Origin of the sequence: Rhizobium sp. LjRoot98 (assembly GCF_964252935.1) — a bacterium.
GTDB lineage: Bacteria > Pseudomonadota > Alphaproteobacteria > Rhizobiales > Rhizobiaceae > Pararhizobium.
Window position 1 is genome coordinate 446,429 of sequence record NZ_CAXUPW020000001.1, and the last position, 17,017, is coordinate 463,445.

Here is a 17,017-nt window from a genome sequence, read left to right on the forward strand (position 1 = left end):
TTCTCCGTTTCCGGTCGCACGACCCTAAAAAATCTCGTGACTCTAAATCGATTTAACCAATTTAAATCGTTTAAACTGTTTAATGCCCTGATTTACTTTGCGTTTAAGATATGAAATCTGAATTGAGCAACATGATGTTGTCCCTGATCGAGGAGGATCGAATGAACGCGCAAAGCAAGATACAGGCCGACACCACCCGCGCAACGGTCCCGCAGCATATCCTCGACCGGTTCGAAAACGCCTGGCAGCAGATGCGCGCCAATGCGTCCTCCGCGCCGAAGTCTCCCGCGGACGAAGACGGCAAGCGCTGATCGCTCCTGCGTATTTTTCAACTGCCAGCACACAACCGCTGCGGAACCTTCCAGTCCCGCCTGCGTTATCGGCCGTTGCAGAAATCAACGAAAGGATCGCCCATGCCGGCTCAGCAAATTTCCCAGGCCCTGTTCGACCGCCTCGAAAACGAATGGCGCGAGATTCGCGAAACCGCCTCTGCGGCACCAAGGCCCGTTGCCACGGCAGGCAAATAACCCGCCAATAGTCTCACCTTGAAGCCATGTTCCTTCCCTTGAGGGTAGACAATCGCATATGGCGTTCGGCGTAATCCCTCTTCTCCCCAGCGGGGAGAAGGTGGCCCGAAGGGCCGGATGAGGGGGCGGCATGCTCTGAACTCACCGAAAGCCCCCCTCATCGCCTCGTATCCGCTCGGCACTTCTCCCCGCCGGGAGAAGAGGGAGATCGTGGCATCACTCCTCAAATCCCCCTGACCCGTGGCTCGCCGCCGCCGTCCAGCATAAGTGCCGTCAGCGCCCAGACCAGCGCATCCAGCCGGTCCGGTGAACGGCCTGACGACAATCCATCCGGCCCGAAATCACACATCTGGTCCTCCAATGCCGCAAACGACCCGGCATGCACCACCCGGCCCTGTTCGTAGAGCGCTGCCACCGGTTCCGCCCGCAGCCATTTTCCACGCGATGCCCGCACTGATGTCACCGGCAGCTGCGCATCGATGCCGCGCAGCACGGCAGAGACCATGTCGCCGCCCTGATTGACCTCGGCAACGATCCGGTCGGCATCGAAACGCCTGAAAGCGCGCACCACCGCATTCGCCCATCCGGCCGGGCTTGCGCCCTCGACAGAACAGTCGGCCAGCACGACACCACGCCCGGTGCGATCAAGCCCCGCCACGATGATACCGCAGCAAGAGCCCTGCCCCATGCCCGCCGGCGGATCGACCGCAACGACGATCCGGCCAAGCGGCCCGGTATCGCGCAGTTTCAGCGCCTCAATCCCGGCGCGTGACCAGAGCGCATCCTCGCGATCCTCGATCAGTTCGCCGTCCAGTTCCTGCCGTCCCAGACGCGTGCCGCCATACCGCCCGCTCATGGCTGCAAGAAACCCGGGTGCCAGATTGACGGCGTTGTCGCTAGTGCGGATGCGGCACACCGCCGTGCCGGGATCGGCGATCAGCGCCTTCAGCACCGGCACCGGTCGTGGTGTCGTCGTCACCAAAGCGCGTGGACGATCGCCAAGCCGCAGCGCAAACTGCAGCATATCCCAAGTCTCCTGCCCGTGTTTCCATTTACCCAGTTCGTCGCACCAGGCGTAATCGAATTGCGGCCCGCGCAGGCTTTCGGGGTCTTCCGATGAAAAGATCTGCGCCACCGTGCCGTTCGGCCAAATGAGCCTGCGCCGCGACGCCTCGAAATCCGGTCTGTTTCTTCGGGCAATCCGGCAGATGCCGGACACACCGTCGATCATCACCTCGCGGGCATCACCCAACGTCTCGGCCACCAGCGCGATCCGCAATCCCGGCCGTGCCGTCTTTCCGGCCGCCAATTCCTGTATCCATTCGGCGCCCGCCCGCGTCTTTCCCGACCCGCGCCCACCCATCAGAAGCCAGACCCGCCAATCGCCTTCCGGCGGCCTTTGTTCTGAACGGCTGGTATTGCTCCAGGTCGCGAGCAGACGATGGATTCTGGCCGCGTCGGCGATCATAAAAACCTTGGCCGCTCCCGCATGTCCTGCAGGAGAACCTACAGCTTGGGGAGGATTTCCGCTGGTTAACAACGTGTCGCCGGTGCCGAGGGCCAGACCTTGCAGGTTCCCAACGGGATTGGCCATTGTGCCACTCAACGGTTCTTCGATTACGTTAGCGGGCGCCGCATAGTGCCCCTTCTCGCCACTAGCAGCCTGCTCCCGATTATCTCGCAACAGGTTACCCTTCAGCCGTTCCAGCAACCGTTCGGTATTGACGTGCAGATCGAGCGTCCGGCCCACTCCGGTACTGTGAAATGCGGCGATCCCATCCTTCTTTCCAGTCAAGGTCTTCGTCCGGCACCGCTCACGACGGTCCACTGGACCGGGCGTCGCCGATGGCTCGCTCGGCAAGCGAACGCTCTGCCTCAACGCATCCAGTTGCCGTCTCTCTCGCTCGTTGTTGTTCGCGTTCACGGGCAATATCCTGTGCTCGGCTTTCAATCCGGGCTTCGAACTCAAACTGAAGCTTTTGAAAACCCGCCTCATCGAAGTCCCGCTCAGCCATCATCTGCCGGTCATGCGCAATCGTCCTTTGCAGGCTGTCGATCTTTTCCAATGTCCGCACGATCACCGACATCGCCTCGATGCTCGCCTTGGCGTCGGCCTGGATCAGTTTGCGGTCGATCTCCTCGCCCACCGCCTCCGCCCTGCCGTCAGCCAAAAGCCGCAACCGCTGGAACTGCTGCATCTGCTCGCGCAATTCCCTCGTCATGCCGTTCAGCATGTCCTGCAGCTCATCGAGCGGCGAGACGGTCTCCGCCTTGGTCTCGAGGATCACCCGCCGGGCAATATCCTCAAGCTCCGCATCCACATCCTGCGCCACCACCCCGCCATAGACCGGCGCCTTCGGCCACAGGCCAAACAGCTCCGGATCGAAATCCAGATCAGACGTCATGACAATGTCCTTTGAAACTCACCCTCGCCTTGAGGGCGCAGCTCCGGGGTGGGGTGACCACTTTGAAAACCAAATCACGCCGCGGAACCCGCCGCTCTCTCCCTCTTCTCCCCAACGGGGAGAAGGTGGCCCGCAGGGCCGGATGAGGGGGCCGCAATCTCAAATCATCCGGAAAACCCGGCCAACATCGCTACTGCAAGAGTGCCGAAGCATCCCGCCTCACCCACTTTTCCGACTGTGCCATAACCCTATCAAACAACCGTCACGCCGTCAAGGATTATTTTCCTATTAGGATTATTTTCTTGAGTTTTGCGCATCTTCCCGGGCGTGTTACACTTTTCCGATGAGAACCGAGGACCTGGAAAAGCGGGCTTTGGGCCTGCCGGGAGCCGTCGAGAGCGCCCATTTCGGCAAGCGCGATTTTCGCGTCGGCAACCGCATCTTCATGTCCCTGCCGGAAGCCGGCCGTGCGGTCGTCAAGTTCACCCCTGACCAGCAGAAACTGTTCCTCGAAACCGAGCCCGGCGTTTGCGCTGCCGTCCCCGGCGGCTGGGGTCTGAAAGGCTGGACATCCGTCTATTTCATGGACGCCGATGACGACATCATCGGCCATGTAATGGATACCGCCTGGCGCAACGTCGCGCCGAAAAGCCTTTTGAAACCGGCGGTTCCGGCGCAATAGCCCTTAGCGTGCGCTGTGTTCGCCCACCGTCAGCGGCCATTCCACCAGATAATCCTCGAGGTCCTCGACGTCGATATCGTCTTCGCTGACCGTGCGGCCGCGCACCGAAATGCCCGCCTGATGCACGGTTTCCGGATCCCCGGATACCAGCGGATGCCACCAGTAGAGATCGATCCCGTCGCGCACCAGCCGGTAGCCGCAGGTCGGCGGCAGCCAGCTCAAGGTTTCCACTTCTTCCGGCGTCAGCTGGATACAGTCCGGCACCGTCGCCTGCCGGTTGGGATAATCCTTGCATCGGCAGCTCTCGCCATCGAGCAGCGTGCAGCCGACATTGGTCCAGGCGATCTCGCCCGTATCCCAGTCTTCCAGCTTGTTGAGACAACAGAGCCCGCAGCCATCGCACAGGCTTTCCCATTCAGCGCCCGTCATCTCGGCCAGCGTTTTTGTCTTCCAGAAGGGCTGTTCGCCCATGACGCTCATTCTTCCATCTGTTGGATTTCGGCGACAATTTTACAAAACATTGCCGGTTTTTTAAGGCTCATTATCGATATCGGCGTAGAATAGAAACCCGGCCCATGCAAATATCGCATGGGATTTGAAGCCACCAGGATGCGATCGCGTTGCAGGATCCAAGCCAAGACGACAGCCCGAACCCGGAAAACGGCGCCGCACAGGATGACCGTCCGAGGAAGCGCCATATCCTGCTGCGCATCGATTCCTGGATCGATTCGACCGTCTGGAATGCCGGTTTCCGGCTTGGCGTCTGGTGGGAGGACATCACCATCTTCTTCCGCCGTTTTCGCGTTCGCGGCTGGAAGAAGGCTGTGTTCGAGGTGCTTGGCGAAGGCATGACCTGGGGCACGGTTGGCTCGGTGCTGATGCTGGCACTCGCCCTTCCGGCCTTTGAAGACACCAAGGGCAACTGGCGGGCGCAGGGCGATTTCGCCGTTACGTTCCTCGACCGCTACGGCAACGAGATCGGCCATCGCGGCATCATCCACGAGGATTCCGTGCCGATCGATGAACTGCCGGACACGCTGGTCAAGGCGGTGCTTGCCACCGAAGACCGCCGCTTCTTCGATCATTACGGCATCGACTTCCTCGGCCTTGCCCGCGCCATGACCATCAATGCGCGCGCCGGCGGCGTTGTCCAGGGCGGCTCGACGCTCACCCAGCAGCTGGCGAAAAACCTGTTCCTGTCGAACGAGCGCACCATCGAGCGCAAGATCAAGGAAGCCTTCCTGGCCGTCTGGCTCGAATGCAACCTCTCGAAAAAGGAAATCCTGCGCCTCTATCTCGACCGCGCTTATATGGGCGGCGGCACGTTCGGGGCGGCGGCGGCGTCGCAGTTCTATTTCGGCAAGAACATCACCGATATCAATCTGGCCGAAAGCGCCATGCTGGCCGGCCTGTTCAAGGCGCCAGCCCGCTATGCGCCGCATGTCAACCTGCCTGCCGCCCGCGCCCGCGCCAACGAGGTCCTGACCAATCTCGTCCAGGGCGGACTGATGACCGAAGGCCAGGTGATTGCCGCGCGCCTCAACCCGGCAACGGTCATCGACCGCGCCGAAGTCAGCGCGCCGGATTTCTTCCTCGACTGGGCTTTCGACGAAACCAAGCGCATCGCCACCCCCTTCGCCCAGCATTCGCTGGTCGTGCGCACCACCATCGACATGGGCCTGCAGCAGGCGGCGGAAGAATCCGTCGAATCGAGCCTTCGGCAATATGGCGAGACCTACAAGGTCAAGCAGGGCGCCATGGTGATGATCGAGAATGGCGGCCCGGTCCGCGCCATGGTCGGCGGAAGGGACTATGGCGAAAGCCAGTTCAACCGCGCCACCAAGGCGCTGCGTCAGCCGGGCTCGTCCTTCAAGGTCTACACCTATACGGCCGCCATGGAGACGGGCCTGAAGCCGGAATCAACGATCAGCGATGCGCCGATCACCTGGCGCGGCTGGTCGCCGCAGAACTATTCGAAGGGCAGCTATTCCGGCAAGGTGACGTTGCTCACCGCCATCGCCAAATCGATCAACACCGTGCCGGTGCGGCTTGCCAAGGATACGCTCGGCACCGAGATCATCGCCGAAACCGCCAAGAAGATGGGCGTCGAAACGCCGATCCGCACCGATAAGACCATGCCGCTCGGCACGTCCGAAGTCACAGTGCTCGATCAGGCGACGGCCTACGCGGTCTTTCCGGCGGGCGGCCTGCAATCGCGCCGCCACGGTATCAGCCAGATCCTCAATTATGACGGCGATATTCTCTATGATTTCAATCGCGACGAACCGCCCGCCCAGCGCGTTGTCAGCGAGCAGGCCAACGCCTCGATGAACTACATGCTGACCCAGATCCCGGTCATCGGCACGGCCCGCAAGGCAGCCCTCGACAACGGCATCGTCACGGGCGGCAAGACCGGCACGACGCAAGCCTATCGCGACGCCTGGTTCGTCGGCTTCACCGGCGATTACACCACCGCCGTCTGGTTCGGAAACGACGACTATACCTCGACCAACAACATGACCGGCGGCTCGCTCCCCGCCATGACCTTCAAGCGGCTGATGGACTATGCCGAGCAGGGTATCGAGCACCGGGCCATTCCCGGCATCAAAAACCCGCTGCCAGGACCGGATGCGAAGAAGAAGCAAGCGGAAACCGCAGCCGCGAAACCCGCCGACGAAAATGCCCTGCCACCGCTGGTGCGCCCCCGTTCGCTCTCGTCGGAGGTGACCCGGATGCTGAAGTCGCTGGGCGAAAAATTCGATACGGCCCCTGACCTGAAGGTCCCGGCCGAAACTCCCGGCAAGGTCGCTGAACTCGATCCGCAACCGACTGGCACCATCGTCAAAGGAGGCCGGGATGGGAGCCAGTGATGTTTCCATCACGGCGGCGATGGCAGCCCTCCGGCCCAGTCGCCCCCCTCTGTCCCTCCGGGACATCTCCCCCACAAGGGGGGAGATTACCATAGATTTCGCAGGCCACCTGACGGGTGCAGCACTGAACTCGCGACCAATCTCCCCCCTTGTGGGGGAGATGTCACGGAGTGACAGAGGGGGGTATCTTGCCGAACTCCCGAAACCATTCTTTTCCCTCGACACCCCATCAAATCACCGGTAGTCCACGTTGTTCCGCATCCCCCTCCTCGTCGCCCTTGCCCTGTCCGTCGCCTTTGGCGCCGGCATCGTTTCGAGTGTATCGGCGCTGAAGGCGACGGTCGGGTTCGGGGCGATTGCGCTCGGTCCATGGGTGGCTTTTCCGGACGCGCAGACCGAAAACACCGATCCGTATGCGAAGGCGCACCGGGCGCGGGCCGGCAAGCTGCTGTATGGCGGAGCCGAAGGCCTGCAGTTTACCGCTGCCATGGACAGCACCGGCGAGAAGCTGTCCTCCGGCTGCACCTATGATATCGCCGGCATCACCCCGCCTGCCCGTTTCTGGACGCTCTACGCCACCAATGCCAACGACCAGTCGATGAAGACTGACCCGGAACTGCCGTCGGCGATCAACGCCTGGACGGTGCTGCGCCAGCCCGACAGTTCGTTCGTCATCCATGTCTCGCCGGTCGCCCAGCCCGACAACTGGCTGGCAATACGCCGCACCGGCGCCTTCAAACTGGTGCTGACTCTGCTCGACACCCCGACGGCCGGTTCCTCCGGCGTCATCGATCTCGCCATGCCGAAGATCATCAAGACGGGGTGCCCGAATGCGTAGCGCATTTTTCGCCATCCTTGTCGGCCTGGTCGGCGCGGCCCTGCTGCACATCGTCATCATTCTCGCCTTGCCGCAATTTACCGGCAAGGACGCCTATAGCCGGGTGCTCGGCCTCTACGAGATGGATAGCTTCTTCCCGCTGACCAGCGAGCCAGGCCCGACGGGGCTTGCCAATGACGATCCGTTCCTGCGGGTCGCCGTCTGCGGATTTTCGGTGGATGCCGGGCCAGCCCGGTTCGTCGCCAAGGGGGCCGTCCCCTTCTGGTCATTGGCGATCTATGACGCCAATTCCAACGAGATTTTCAGCATGAACGATCATACGGCCGTCAACGGCAACCTTGATCTGGTCATGGCAACACCGATCCAGCTTGTCGATCTCAGAAAGACGCCGCCACCCGCTCTCGCCCAGTCGATCATGGTGGCCATGCCGGACGAGGAGGGATATGCCGTCCTGCGCGCCTTGGCGCCCACGGGCAGCTATGAGGAAACCGTGCGCAACTTCCTGGCCGAATCAAGCTGCGAGCCCTTCCGGCGGTAATATTTGGAGAATGCCCCCGCGCGGCGCGGCCGTACGGTCTTCACCAACGAAATTTCAAAAAATAATTCCAACAGGCGCCAGTCCTCACCGTGAGGTTTCAAACCGGAAAGAATATCAATGCTTCTTTGCCCGGCTGGGGGCTGGTTTCGCCGGCGTGTTGTCCGGGTGACCATCCAGCCGCTCGTAGCGGATGCCGGTAAACAACAGGATCAATGCCTTGCTGGGGACAATCGGCCCCATGGATGGTTTTGGCGGTGCCCGCACAAGGCGGTCCTCCAGTCTGATAATTTCTGCCATGCTCGTCTCCAAAAATGGTTGAGACGGATGAACTACCGTACTGATTTCACCCTGCCCGCTTTGCGGGCCGGCGCGTCCCATAGCCTTTCAGCTTCGGGCATCTGCGCCTTTCTCGTTGCTCCTTCTTCCGGGATTTCCGGATGTCATGCCAGTCTACATGCGAGAATGCCGATGGTATCCACCATCCGCTGTCCGATTGAGCCACACGATAGTTAACAGCTCCTTAACGGTCGCAATCTCAAGTCACGCGAAAAAATCGCCCGTGCCGGCCTCCTCTCAAACGGACATGTCCGGCGCCATCGCACCGGACAATCTTCCTGCCTGCAGGAACCATTATGGACGAACCCCGACCCCGCGGGAGTTTCGAAGGGAACACCCCGTGGCGCTTCTATCTTCGGGCCAGCAGGCCGATCACAAAAGAAACACCGGCAATCGCCAGGAGTGTCGACACGGGCTCCTCGCGAATGCGGTCACGCAGGCGTTCCGTCATTACCTCGACCTCCGAAGCCGCCACCGCCTTGGCGCTACTGCCGATGGCGCTGACCGATTCGGTCAGGCGGGCAATCTCGGCGCGCAGCTCGGCCAGCTGGTTTTCGAGATCGGCTTTTGCCGTACCGGCTTCGATCTCGGCGACATTGGCATCGTTGGAAACAGCTGCGAATTTCTTTTCGACCATGGTCTGGGCTCCTTTTTCAATGTTCCCACAACGCATAAGCCCGGATTTGGTTCCCCTGTTGATCGCACCAAACCACGGTTTCCTGCCGCCCGACCGGTCTTCAATTCACTAACTCCCGCCGCCCGCCATCACGGTGCTGCGCGCCCTTCCCGGCCAAGCGCGGAACGAAGCACGAGCCTTGCGCGTTCCATGGCACGGAACATAGAGCCGGACGCTCCAATCACCTCAAAAAAGACACAAAAACAACGGTGTTTGCAGGAAACCGCGCGCTTGCACTGACCAGCGTCCGCCGGATCGATAGGGATGGAAAACCGATGACACTACCGCGACGATATTCATTGAAATCAGCACTCATGGCGATAGCCGCCACGGCGGCGGCTTTTCTGTTGCCCGCTGCCGCTCAGGCGGCTGAAGGTTTTGCGACGGCGAATGTCAACATGCGCTCCGGTCCCAGCACCCGCTACCCCGCTGTCACCGTCATTCCGGTTGGAACTCCGGTCGAAATTCACGGCTGCCTTGCCGACACGCCGTGGTGCGACGTCTCCTTCTATAACGGCCGCGGCTGGGTCGCTGGCCGTTATGTTCAGGCGCAGTACCAGCAGCGCCGCGTTTACGTCGAGCCGGACTATTACGGCACGCTCGGCATTCCGCTGGTGACCTTCGAAATCGGAAACTACTGGGATCGGTACTATCGCAACCGTGACTTCTACAGGGAGCGGGATTACTACCGCCGCGACCGCGACAGGGACCGCTACAATCCGGATCGCCGGCCACGCCGTGATTACAACACGTACGAGCGCCCGCGTTACAACAATACCGACGGCATCGTCATTGAACGTCCGACACGCGACCGTGACCGGGAACGCATCGAACGCCGCCGTGAGGACAACGCCCGGCAGTTCGAAAATGAACAGAACAATCGGCGGGAACGCGATCGCGAGCGCATTGAGCGCCGCAACTATAATAGCCAACAACAGTTCGAGCGAAATAACAACAATCAGCAGCGGATCGAACGCCGTAATAATAGTCAGCAGCAGATCGAACGCGGGAACGACCGGCCCAGATATCGTGGCGATGGCGGCGGAGGTTGCCGTCCGCGCGACGTGAACTGCAACTAGTTCAATCTAAACGACGACAGAACGGGCGGCATTGCCGCCCGTTCCTGTATTCCCCGGCAACATTGGAACTGAAGAGCGCCCAACCACGCACGCCAATTGTACGGGGATAACCGTGCTTCTCTCCTCCGGTAAACGATATATTAACCACGTCATCCTAATCTCGGATCATCATTCAGCCATGATCGGCAGGGTCGGCATGCTTTCGTCGGCACCAATGTTTTCAGCGCCTTAGCGTCGATGATACTGGTAGCGCCAGCGGCGTTCGAAAACGTCCCCTCCGTCCGTGTCTGAAATTTCGCCACCCTTTCGGACAAGCGGCCATGCCGGCTGTTCGAAATCGGGACAATGTGTTGTGCGTATGAGTGGGTGTATCCGTGGCGGACCGGTTTCGTGAGTTGGAAAGACCGCAGGCAGGGCGGCTGAAGGACGTGGTCCTGATGGCGACCGTGACCGGTTTTGAAGGACTGCGCCGCCCCCGCCGGACCGACCTCAAGCAATTCTCCGAACTGTTCGATCCGCTGTTTTCCGCCTCCAGCGACGAGGCGCGCCGTCAGGCCGCCGCCGCCCTTTCCCAATGCCAGCACGTACCGCCATCGGTGGCATTGCAGATCGGCAATGCACCGATTTCCATTGCCGCGATCTTTCTCACCCGCTCCGCCTCGATCGATGATGCGACACTGCTGCAGGTCATCCGCACCCAGGGGCAAGCACACGCTACCGCCATTGCGCGGCGCGACAATCTCTCGGTTCATGTGGTCGATGCGCTCGTCGAGCGCCGCCAGACCGCCTCTGCCCCGGCAAAGGCAGCAGTTCCTGTCCTGCCTGCCTCTCCCACCCCGCGCACTACAGAAGTATCGCAGCGCCAGCCGGAAGCGACAGCCCAGGACATGACCGCGGCCAAATTGCTGCGCGAGGAAAAGCTGCGCAACGACCTGAAGTCGCTGGCCCGGGCGCCCCAGAAAACCACCGCAGCCCTGCCGGTCATCGAGCCGGTGGATTCCCTGCATGAGGCGCTGCTCGTTCGCTTCGCCCGCTCCGGCGAGGCCAATCTTTTTGCCGCCAGCCTGTCGGCGGCGCTGCGCTCGACCGCAGAATTGGGTGAGCGGATTCTGCTCGATATATCCGGCCAACAGCTCGCCACGACGTTGACGGCGCTGGACATGCACGCCGATGACAGCCTCTTCGTGCTCTGCGCCTTCTACCCGGACCTGACCGAGCGTCTCGGCGGCACCACGCGCGGCGAAGCGCTGCTTGCCTCGCTGAGCTTGGAGACCTGTCGCGTCCGCGTCCAGGCTTGGCTACAGTCGGACCAAAAGGATACCACCGGCCCGGCCGGACATCAGGCCTACCTGTCGCCGGATCGTGGCAACGATCCGCGCCAGACATCTTCGCGGCAGGACCCGGCCCGCGCTTCCGCCGATACCCAGCAGAAGCGGACCTTCGGCCGCGGCCGCTGAGTTTTTACAGGGTCAATTCGGTTTTTCGGTCACAACATCGAACAGATCGCCGCGCGCATCCACTTCGATCTCCACCACCCAGCAATCCGGATCGAACCGGATCTCCCGGGCAATCGCCTGATCGACCGCATCGGCGTCGGCCTCTTCTAGCCGGATCTCAAATAGCCGGCCTGGCGCCGGGTCATCGAAGAAGCTCTGCGGTGCTGGCGCATAGAACGTCTCAGTGCCAAAGCGTGACCGCTGCCGGATGAAGATCGCACCGGCTTCGCCTGCCCCCTTGCGCAGCACGGCGGCATAACCGCCAAGGCCAAAGACCCGGCGAACAAGGGCAGACACGAAGATTTCTGATTTCAGGCGCATACACGGCTGATACACTCCACGGAGCCTGGGCGCAAACTCCCCCTGCTCCGCTTACCCGCTCGTCCCGCGCCTAGACCCGGATCGCCAGCCGCAACCCGCCCCAGTGGCGGCCGTTGACGAAGATCGGGGCAGAGATATCCTTCATCAGCACGAAATTCCCGGCCCCCATGTCACGCCGGTAGGTCTGCACCAGAAAAGGCTCGGTACTGCGGCCCGCGGCAAGCCCGACCCGGTCGTTGAACATGCGGCGATTGCGGCAGTTTGCGGTGTTCCAGTCCGTGTCGCCTGCGCGCTGCGGATGGGAAAATTTGCGGTTGTGGGTCGGAAGATAGCCATTCTCGTCGATCGGTGCACAGAAGGCGATGCGCTCGTCGGACGTGGCGACCGGTTCAAGGATGGCCGGCAGAACTCGATCGGTAAACTCGGTAAAGCGAGTGGTCATCTGAGGCGGATTGCTGCCCGCAATCTGCCGGTACTGCCGATCAAACAGCGCATCCATGCTGATACTGCCGGACGCGACATGCCGCTCGAACACCTCTGAAATCGTCGCTGCGACAGCGCAGGCGGTGCGGATATGGGGGCTGTCAGGCGTTTCAAGCCCGGCGCTCGCCGTTACCTGGATGATCTTCTCAGACACCGAAACGACGGCATCGACGCGGGCCGACGCCGTCTGCAGCGCGCCGCTCGACGTATGGATCTCGCCAGCGATATCCGTCAGTTGCTCGGCAAAGGCGGCATATTGCCGGTCAACGGCATCGGTCGTTCCGGTCACAGAGGATGCGCTGTCGAGGATCGCCGACATGACCTGTTCCATGCTGGCAAAGGAGCCTTGGATCTCGCCTGCCTTTTCCTTGACGCCCTTGGCTGAGGCCGAGGCCTGCTCACCTGCCGACGTCAACCGCACGATGCGGCTGCGCAGTTCGCCAAGCGTCTTCTGAATCGAGGCGGTGGTCTGCGATGTCTGCAGCGCGAGGGCGCGCACTTCGGCCGCGACCACGGCAAAACCCTTGCCGGCGTCGCCTGCCCGCGCCGCCTCGATCGCTGCGTTCAGCGCCAGGAGGTTGGTCTGACGGGCGATCGTGCTGATCTCGCCGGCAAAGCGGTCGACTTCCGACAACGCGCCGGAGAAAGACGAGATTTCCGCGCCGATTTCCCGCGTCGTCGCGACCATGTGGTCGATTTCGGCTAGCGAGCCTTGCAGCCGCTGACCCTGCTCGCCCAGCACCGTGCGGGCGCTGGTGGCCGAAGCGTCGGTTTCACGCAGCGAGCGGGCGACCTCGCCATTGGCGGCGGCAATCGAGCGGGCGGTGGCGGTAACGCTGGAAAAGATATCGACATGGCGGGCAGACAGCGCCGCGGCATTCTGGATCGCCCCGGCAATATCGACAAGATCGATGCCAAGACCGGCGGCTTCGCGCGCCAGATCGGCGATGACGCGCCCGAGGCCACTGGCGCCCGTATCGCTATCGTCCGCGCCCGGCTGAATTCCGGACACAGGTATGCGCAAAGCCGTCGTCACCATCCCAATTCTCTCCTCAACCCCGCTACAACCTATGCGAACAGGGTTAACGAAGCAAAAACGGGAATTTTAGAGGCATGCAACGGACACGGGAAATTCAGAGAGCGCCGATTTCCTTCATTTTTTTCAGCACCTTGTCGCTTGGCTGGCCGGTTTCGGGCAGCCGGTAGTGCTTTTCGAAATGGCGGATGGCCGAGCGGGTCTGCTCACCGGCGACACCGTCGATCGACACGTCGCTATAGGCAAGGTTGGTCAGACCCTTCTGGATATTCATCACCAGTTCGCTGGAGGCAGGAATATCGACCTTGGGGATATATTGCGGATCGATCTCGGCATTGCGGATTGCCGCTGCGACCGGATCGAGTTCACCCTTGCCACCCTTGACGTTCTCATAGGGCCGCTGCGCGGGTTTTGCCGCGGAAGCCGTCTTGCCACCCGTCTGCTGTGCATTGCCCTGTGCGGCGCCTTTTGCCTGCAAGGCTGCCAGCAGCGTTGCGTTTGCCGAGCCCGTCTCCGGACGGCCCGCCTGTTTTTCAAAGCGCAGGATCGCCGCCGAGGTTTTCGGGCCGGTCTTGCCGTCGGCGGGACCGTCGTAGAAGCCCCGGCGCGCCAGTTCCTTCTGGATACCGGCCACAAGCGCTCCGTCGGCCGCAGGTGTCGCTGCAGGCGCAGACTGGATAATCCCGGAAACGGTTTCAGCTTCCGGCTCCGGTTTCGGCTGGTCGATGCTGGCCGTCTGCTCCCCCTCTTCCTCACGCTGGATGACGAAGGTCGTCACCTTACGGGGTGAAAGGCCATCCTCCTCGGCCGCCGCCTTTGCGGTTTGCGGATCGACAAACGGCAGGCGTGTGCGCATGAAGGGTGAAGGATGCGCGCCCGGCTGGTACCACATGGCATTGGCGGCGACGAAACTGAAGGCAACCGCAAACGCCAGCGAGCCGCCGAAGACGCGCGGATTGCGCGACGCCAGGCGGCCGGCGAAGGTCAGGCCGCGCATCGCCAGGCCCGCGGCCATAAGGCCCGCGCCGCGCTGCGCTTTCTTTTTCTTCTCAGGCTGTTTTCGCTTGCGAGCCGTCATGACCAGCACCCCCGTTCATTCCCTCGGCATCCCTCCGGCTCGCTTCCGGAAAGGACTTGCCGTTCGTCTTTACCCGCGTACGCTCCTTCAGGCGCGGCGGAAACTCCACCATTGTCTGTTCCACAGGTTCCTGCTCGTCGATGCCGACAATGCCGGAACCGTCGAGCGCGATCGTTACCGTGATGACGGTGCCCTCGCCCGGACGGCTGCGGATGTTGAATTCTCCGCCATGCAGCGCCACCAGTCCCTTGACCAGCGACAGGCCAAGGCCGGTCCCCTCGTATTTGCGGGTATAGTCGTTCTGGATCTGCACGAACGGCTGTCCGAGCGACGACAGCTTGTTCTCGGCGATGCCAATGCCGGTATCGCTGACGATCAGGTTGAGATTGCTGCCGGCAATTTCTGCGTCGATGGTGACGAGACCGCCGCGATCGGTGAACTTGATGGCATTGCCGACCAGATTGATCAGGATCTGCTGGATCGCACGCTGGTCGGCATTAACCTCTGCAACATTGCGCATGATCCGGCTGGTCAGCTGCACGCCCTTTTCGCGCGCCTGCAGGCCCAGCATCGCTTCGCAGGCGCTGACGGCATCGGCGACCCGGAACGGTTCCGGCATCAGTTCATAGCGGCCAGCCTCGATCTTGCTCATATCGAGCATGGTGTTAACGACCGATAGAAGATGGGCGCCCGACTGGTTGATCAGCGAGACATATTCGCGCTGCCGGTCGTTTTCGAGCTTGCCGAAATATTCCCCCGACAGGATGTCGGAAAAGCCGAGAATGGCATTGAGCGGCGTGCGCAACTCATGGCTGACCGCCGCCAGGAAACGGGTCTTGGCATCGTTGGCGGATTCCGCAAGCCCCGTCTTGTAGATGGCTTCGGCACGCAGCCGCGCCTCTTCGGACACGTCGCGCGACTGGACGAGGATGGCGAATTCGCCGTCGACCTCGCCAAGCGCCGTCATTTCGCAGCGCATGTGGACGAACTGCTCGCCGCCGGCAAAGACGTTGGGATGCTCCAGCCGGATGTCGATGGTCGCCTGGCGATTGCCCTGGCGCAGCGTATCGATGGCCTGCAGAAACAGGATGCGATCGGAGACGTGGATCTGTTCGATGAACCCCCGGCCGCAGGGATTGCGCATCCAGGCCAGATAGGATTCGGCGTCGCGGCCATGCACGGATGTGACCGAGCCGCGGATGTCGTGGATCGTCACCAGACCGGCAAAACAATCATAATGGCGGGCGCCATTATCGATGGGCATTTCCCGGATTTCGACGGCGGCAGGCGTGCGGCCTCGTTGATAGGCAATACCGCCGACGGTTGCGATCAGTGCCGCAGCACCGACTGAAGCCGCGCCGACCGGCAGGGCCAGCGAAACCGGCAAGACAACAGAGAGCGCGAGGGGAACCGTCGGGAACGCAACGAGAGCCGTGGCTGCGACCGCCCGGATAACGGCGAATTCGCGGCTTGCCTCCGGCTCTCCCGCCACCTGGCGGGGCAGCCAAAGGCGCGCGACGTCATCGACACGCGACGCCATCCTGCCAGCAATGTTACGCAATACTCTCAACGTCTGACCCTGTACGCTCGTTCTTTTCCGGAGCCCGTCATGGCTCCATTCTTTATAAGCAAATCATCATGCACGACCGGAAACGGTTTCATTGAACGATCATCTTGCACATCCGAATTTCGCACTGGCGGCTTAATGAAAGGATAAATGAAACTGCGACAAATCCCGCGAAAGGCCTTCAAAGTCCCATTCCGGGACAAATCGCCGGGGCTTTATCTTTTGTGGTTAACGGGGTGTAAGCGCCGGATTTTAGCGGGTTTTTGCTCCCGCGTTAACCTGTGTGGCACCCCCGCCCGCCGTGAGACCCCGCGTTTCGGGGCTTGACCGGAACCGCTTCGCCTTGAACCTTAATAGCGACTGTTAAAATGCACGATAAATGCCATTCAAATGCCGATAATTCAAATTTTATGAAAAGACGGTGCAAATGCCACTGGTTTTGGCAAAGGCATGTTCCGAATCCCTGCCTAAGGTGTGATGACAAGGCGCCAAGGGAGCGAACCCGGCAGAGACCGGACGCAGGTTTGAGCGCCTGACCAAAGGATGGGCAAGACAATGTGGTTTCTGATCAAGGGAACATTCTGGTTTTCGCTGGTGCTGGTGCTCCTGCCGTTTCTCGATCCGGCAAGCACTTCGACACTGGAGCGCGGCCCCAAGGTCGATGTCGGCGATACGGTCTCGGCCGCCACTGAGGCATTCGGCTACATCAGCGCCATCTGCGTCGAAAAGCCGGATGTCTGCGTCAAGGGAACCGAAACCTTCGTCGCACTTGGCCACCGGGCCCGTGAAGGCGCCAAGATCGCCTATCAGTTCCTCGATCAGCAGTTTGCCGAACCGAGCGACGCCGTGACCACCGGCACCGTTGCCGCCGCCCCGCAGCCTACTATCGACGTCACCACCGATCTCGCCACCGCCGAACAGGCCGCCGCGCAGCCGGAGCCCGTCTTCAACAGAATCCCCGTGCCGGAAAAGCGCATCGAACCGAAGGTTTCGGTTGTGCGCTGACACGCACCCCCAGACCACCACGATTTTACAACTGCCTGAACTGCCGATTTTACGGCCGCCGTGAGGAACGCCCATCCCTC

17 protein-coding genes are annotated in these 17,017 nt (G+C 61.5%); 8 read left to right on the forward strand and 9 right to left on the reverse strand.

What is annotated here, in order from left to right; all coding sequences use genetic code 11:
• The first annotated feature begins 161 nt into the window (after nt 1-161).
• Nucleotides 162-311, forward strand: a complete 150-nt coding sequence (locus ACSQ3J_RS02205) for a hypothetical protein (protein WP_156393792.1) — start codon at nt 162-164, stop codon at nt 309-311.
• A gap of 439 nt (nt 312-750) precedes the next feature.
• Here ACSQ3J_RS02205 and ACSQ3J_RS02210 read toward each other — a convergent pair whose 3' ends face one another.
• Both ACSQ3J_RS02210 and ACSQ3J_RS02215 read right to left on the reverse strand, forming a co-directional pair.
• Complete coding sequence (locus ACSQ3J_RS02210; protein ID WP_244482050.1) at nt 751-1,995, reverse strand: DNA-packaging protein; 1,245 nt, start codon at nt 1,993-1,995, stop codon at nt 751-753.
• Between the two features lie 346 nt (nt 1,996-2,341).
• The gene (locus tag ACSQ3J_RS02215; RefSeq protein WP_060503668.1) at nt 2,342-2,932 is read right to left on the reverse strand and encodes a hypothetical protein; all 591 of its coding nucleotides are present in this window, start codon (nt 2,930-2,932) and stop codon (nt 2,342-2,344) included.
• Nucleotides 2,933-3,275: 343 nt separating this feature from the next.
• On the opposite strand from ACSQ3J_RS02215, the gene ACSQ3J_RS02220 reads away from it, so the two are divergent.
• Complete coding sequence (locus tag ACSQ3J_RS02220; RefSeq protein WP_060503669.1) at nt 3,276-3,614, forward strand: MmcQ/YjbR family DNA-binding protein; 339 nt, start codon at nt 3,276-3,278, stop codon at nt 3,612-3,614.
• Between the two features lie 3 nt (nt 3,615-3,617).
• Here the strand turns inward: ACSQ3J_RS02220 and ACSQ3J_RS02225 are convergent, their stop codons facing one another.
• Nucleotides 3,618-4,085, reverse strand: a complete 468-nt coding sequence (locus ACSQ3J_RS02225; protein WP_060503670.1) for a YcgN family cysteine cluster protein — start codon at nt 4,083-4,085, stop codon at nt 3,618-3,620.
• Nucleotides 4,086-4,234: 149 nt separating this feature from the next.
• Here ACSQ3J_RS02225 and ACSQ3J_RS02230 point away from each other — a divergent pair, with 149 nt between their 5' ends.
• The 3 genes from ACSQ3J_RS02230 to ACSQ3J_RS02240 all read left to right on the forward strand — a co-directional run bounded on the left by ACSQ3J_RS02230 (nt 4,235) and on the right by ACSQ3J_RS02240 (nt 7,860).
• Nucleotides 4,235-6,484: a transglycosylase domain-containing protein gene (locus tag ACSQ3J_RS02230; protein WP_060503671.1), complete on the forward strand. Its 2,250-nt coding sequence runs from the start codon at nt 4,235-4,237 to the stop codon at nt 6,482-6,484.
• A gap of 250 nt (nt 6,485-6,734) precedes the next feature.
• Complete coding sequence (locus ACSQ3J_RS02235; RefSeq protein ID WP_060503672.1) at nt 6,735-7,322, forward strand: DUF1214 domain-containing protein; 588 nt, start codon at nt 6,735-6,737, stop codon at nt 7,320-7,322.
• Nucleotides 7,315-7,860, forward strand: a complete 546-nt coding sequence (locus ACSQ3J_RS02240; protein WP_060503673.1) for a DUF1254 domain-containing protein — start codon at nt 7,315-7,317, stop codon at nt 7,858-7,860. The genes ACSQ3J_RS02235 and ACSQ3J_RS02240 overlap by 8 nt, the downstream gene beginning before the upstream one ends.
• A gap of 114 nt (nt 7,861-7,974) precedes the next feature.
• Here ACSQ3J_RS02240 and ACSQ3J_RS02245 read toward each other — a convergent pair whose 3' ends face one another.
• Complete coding sequence (locus ACSQ3J_RS02245; RefSeq protein ID WP_112834541.1) at nt 7,975-8,157, reverse strand: hypothetical protein; 183 nt, start codon at nt 8,155-8,157, stop codon at nt 7,975-7,977.
• 388 nt (nt 8,158-8,545) lie between these two features.
• A complete protein-coding gene (locus tag ACSQ3J_RS02250) occupies nt 8,546-8,833 on the reverse strand; it encodes a hypothetical protein (RefSeq protein ID WP_060503675.1) in 288 nt (95 codons plus the stop codon).
• A gap of 338 nt (nt 8,834-9,171) precedes the next feature.
• Between ACSQ3J_RS02250 and ACSQ3J_RS02255 the strand changes: the two genes are divergently transcribed.
• Together ACSQ3J_RS02255 and ACSQ3J_RS02260 are read left to right on the forward strand one after the other, a co-directional pair.
• Entirely contained in the window at nt 9,172-9,951 is a 780-nt protein-coding gene (locus ACSQ3J_RS02255) for an SH3 domain-containing protein (RefSeq protein ID WP_060503676.1), read from the forward strand.
• Between the two features lie 374 nt (nt 9,952-10,325).
• On the forward strand, nt 10,326-11,408 hold the full coding sequence (locus tag ACSQ3J_RS02260; RefSeq protein WP_060508682.1) for a DUF2336 domain-containing protein: 1,083 nt from the start codon (nt 10,326-10,328) through the stop codon (nt 11,406-11,408).
• Between the two features lie 12 nt (nt 11,409-11,420).
• Here the strand turns inward: ACSQ3J_RS02260 and ACSQ3J_RS02265 are convergent, their stop codons facing one another.
• From ACSQ3J_RS02265 to ACSQ3J_RS02280, 4 genes are all read right to left on the reverse strand, one after another.
• Nucleotides 11,421-11,768 (reverse strand): DUF1491 family protein, encoded by a 348-nt coding sequence (locus tag ACSQ3J_RS02265; protein WP_436038591.1) that lies wholly within the window; start codon nt 11,766-11,768, stop codon nt 11,421-11,423.
• Nucleotides 11,769-11,838: 70 nt separating this feature from the next.
• Nucleotides 11,839-13,290: a methyl-accepting chemotaxis protein gene (locus tag ACSQ3J_RS02270; protein ID WP_060508684.1), complete on the reverse strand. Its 1,452-nt coding sequence runs from the start codon at nt 13,288-13,290 to the stop codon at nt 11,839-11,841.
• 94 nt (nt 13,291-13,384) lie between these two features.
• A complete protein-coding gene (locus tag ACSQ3J_RS02275) occupies nt 13,385-14,365 on the reverse strand; it encodes a peptidoglycan-binding domain-containing protein (RefSeq protein ID WP_060503680.1) in 981 nt (326 codons plus the stop codon).
• Nucleotides 14,337-15,905, reverse strand: a complete 1,569-nt coding sequence (locus ACSQ3J_RS02280) for a sensor histidine kinase (RefSeq protein WP_060503681.1) — start codon at nt 15,903-15,905, stop codon at nt 14,337-14,339. The genes ACSQ3J_RS02275 and ACSQ3J_RS02280 overlap by 29 nt, the downstream gene beginning before the upstream one ends.
• A 582-nt stretch (nt 15,906-16,487) precedes the next feature.
• Between ACSQ3J_RS02280 and ACSQ3J_RS02285 the strand changes: the two genes are divergently transcribed.
• Entirely contained in the window at nt 16,488-16,937 is a 450-nt protein-coding gene (locus ACSQ3J_RS02285; RefSeq protein WP_060503824.1) for a DUF5330 domain-containing protein, read from the forward strand.
• Nucleotides 16,938-17,017 lie beyond the last annotated feature (80 nt).

What these genes read in the sequence shown, in the direction of transcription:
- ACSQ3J_RS02205 (WP_156393792.1), top strand. Translation starts at nt 162, where the DNA reads ATGAACGCGCAAAGCAAGATACAGGCCGACACCACCCGCGCAACGGTC.
- ACSQ3J_RS02210 (WP_244482050.1), bottom strand. Translation starts at nt 1,995, where the DNA reads ATGATCGCCGACGCGGCCAGAATCCATCGTCTGCTCGCGACCTGGAGC.
- ACSQ3J_RS02215 (WP_060503668.1), bottom strand. Translation starts at nt 2,932, where the DNA reads ATGACGTCTGATCTGGATTTCGATCCGGAGCTGTTTGGCCTGTGGCCG.
- ACSQ3J_RS02220 (WP_060503669.1), top strand. Translation starts at nt 3,276, where the DNA reads ATGAGAACCGAGGACCTGGAAAAGCGGGCTTTGGGCCTGCCGGGAGCC.
- ACSQ3J_RS02225 (WP_060503670.1), bottom strand. Translation starts at nt 4,085, where the DNA reads ATGGGCGAACAGCCCTTCTGGAAGACAAAAACGCTGGCCGAGATGACG.
- ACSQ3J_RS02240 (WP_060503673.1), top strand. Translation starts at nt 7,315, where the DNA reads ATGCGTAGCGCATTTTTCGCCATCCTTGTCGGCCTGGTCGGCGCGGCC.
- ACSQ3J_RS02245 (WP_112834541.1), bottom strand. Translation starts at nt 8,157, where the DNA reads ATGGCAGAAATTATCAGACTGGAGGACCGCCTTGTGCGGGCACCGCCA.
- ACSQ3J_RS02250 (WP_060503675.1), bottom strand. Translation starts at nt 8,833, where the DNA reads ATGGTCGAAAAGAAATTCGCAGCTGTTTCCAACGATGCCAATGTCGCC.
- ACSQ3J_RS02265 (WP_436038591.1), bottom strand. Translation starts at nt 11,768, where the DNA reads ATGCGCCTGAAATCAGAAATCTTCGTGTCTGCCCTTGTTCGCCGGGTC.
- ACSQ3J_RS02270 (WP_060508684.1), bottom strand. Translation starts at nt 13,290, where the DNA reads ATGGTGACGACGGCTTTGCGCATACCTGTGTCCGGAATTCAGCCGGGC.
- ACSQ3J_RS02275 (WP_060503680.1), bottom strand. Translation starts at nt 14,365, where the DNA reads ATGACGGCTCGCAAGCGAAAACAGCCTGAGAAGAAAAAGAAAGCGCAG.
- ACSQ3J_RS02280 (WP_060503681.1), bottom strand. Translation starts at nt 15,905, where the DNA reads ATGGCGTCGCGTGTCGATGACGTCGCGCGCCTTTGGCTGCCCCGCCAG.
- ACSQ3J_RS02285 (WP_060503824.1), top strand. Translation starts at nt 16,488, where the DNA reads ATGTGGTTTCTGATCAAGGGAACATTCTGGTTTTCGCTGGTGCTGGTG.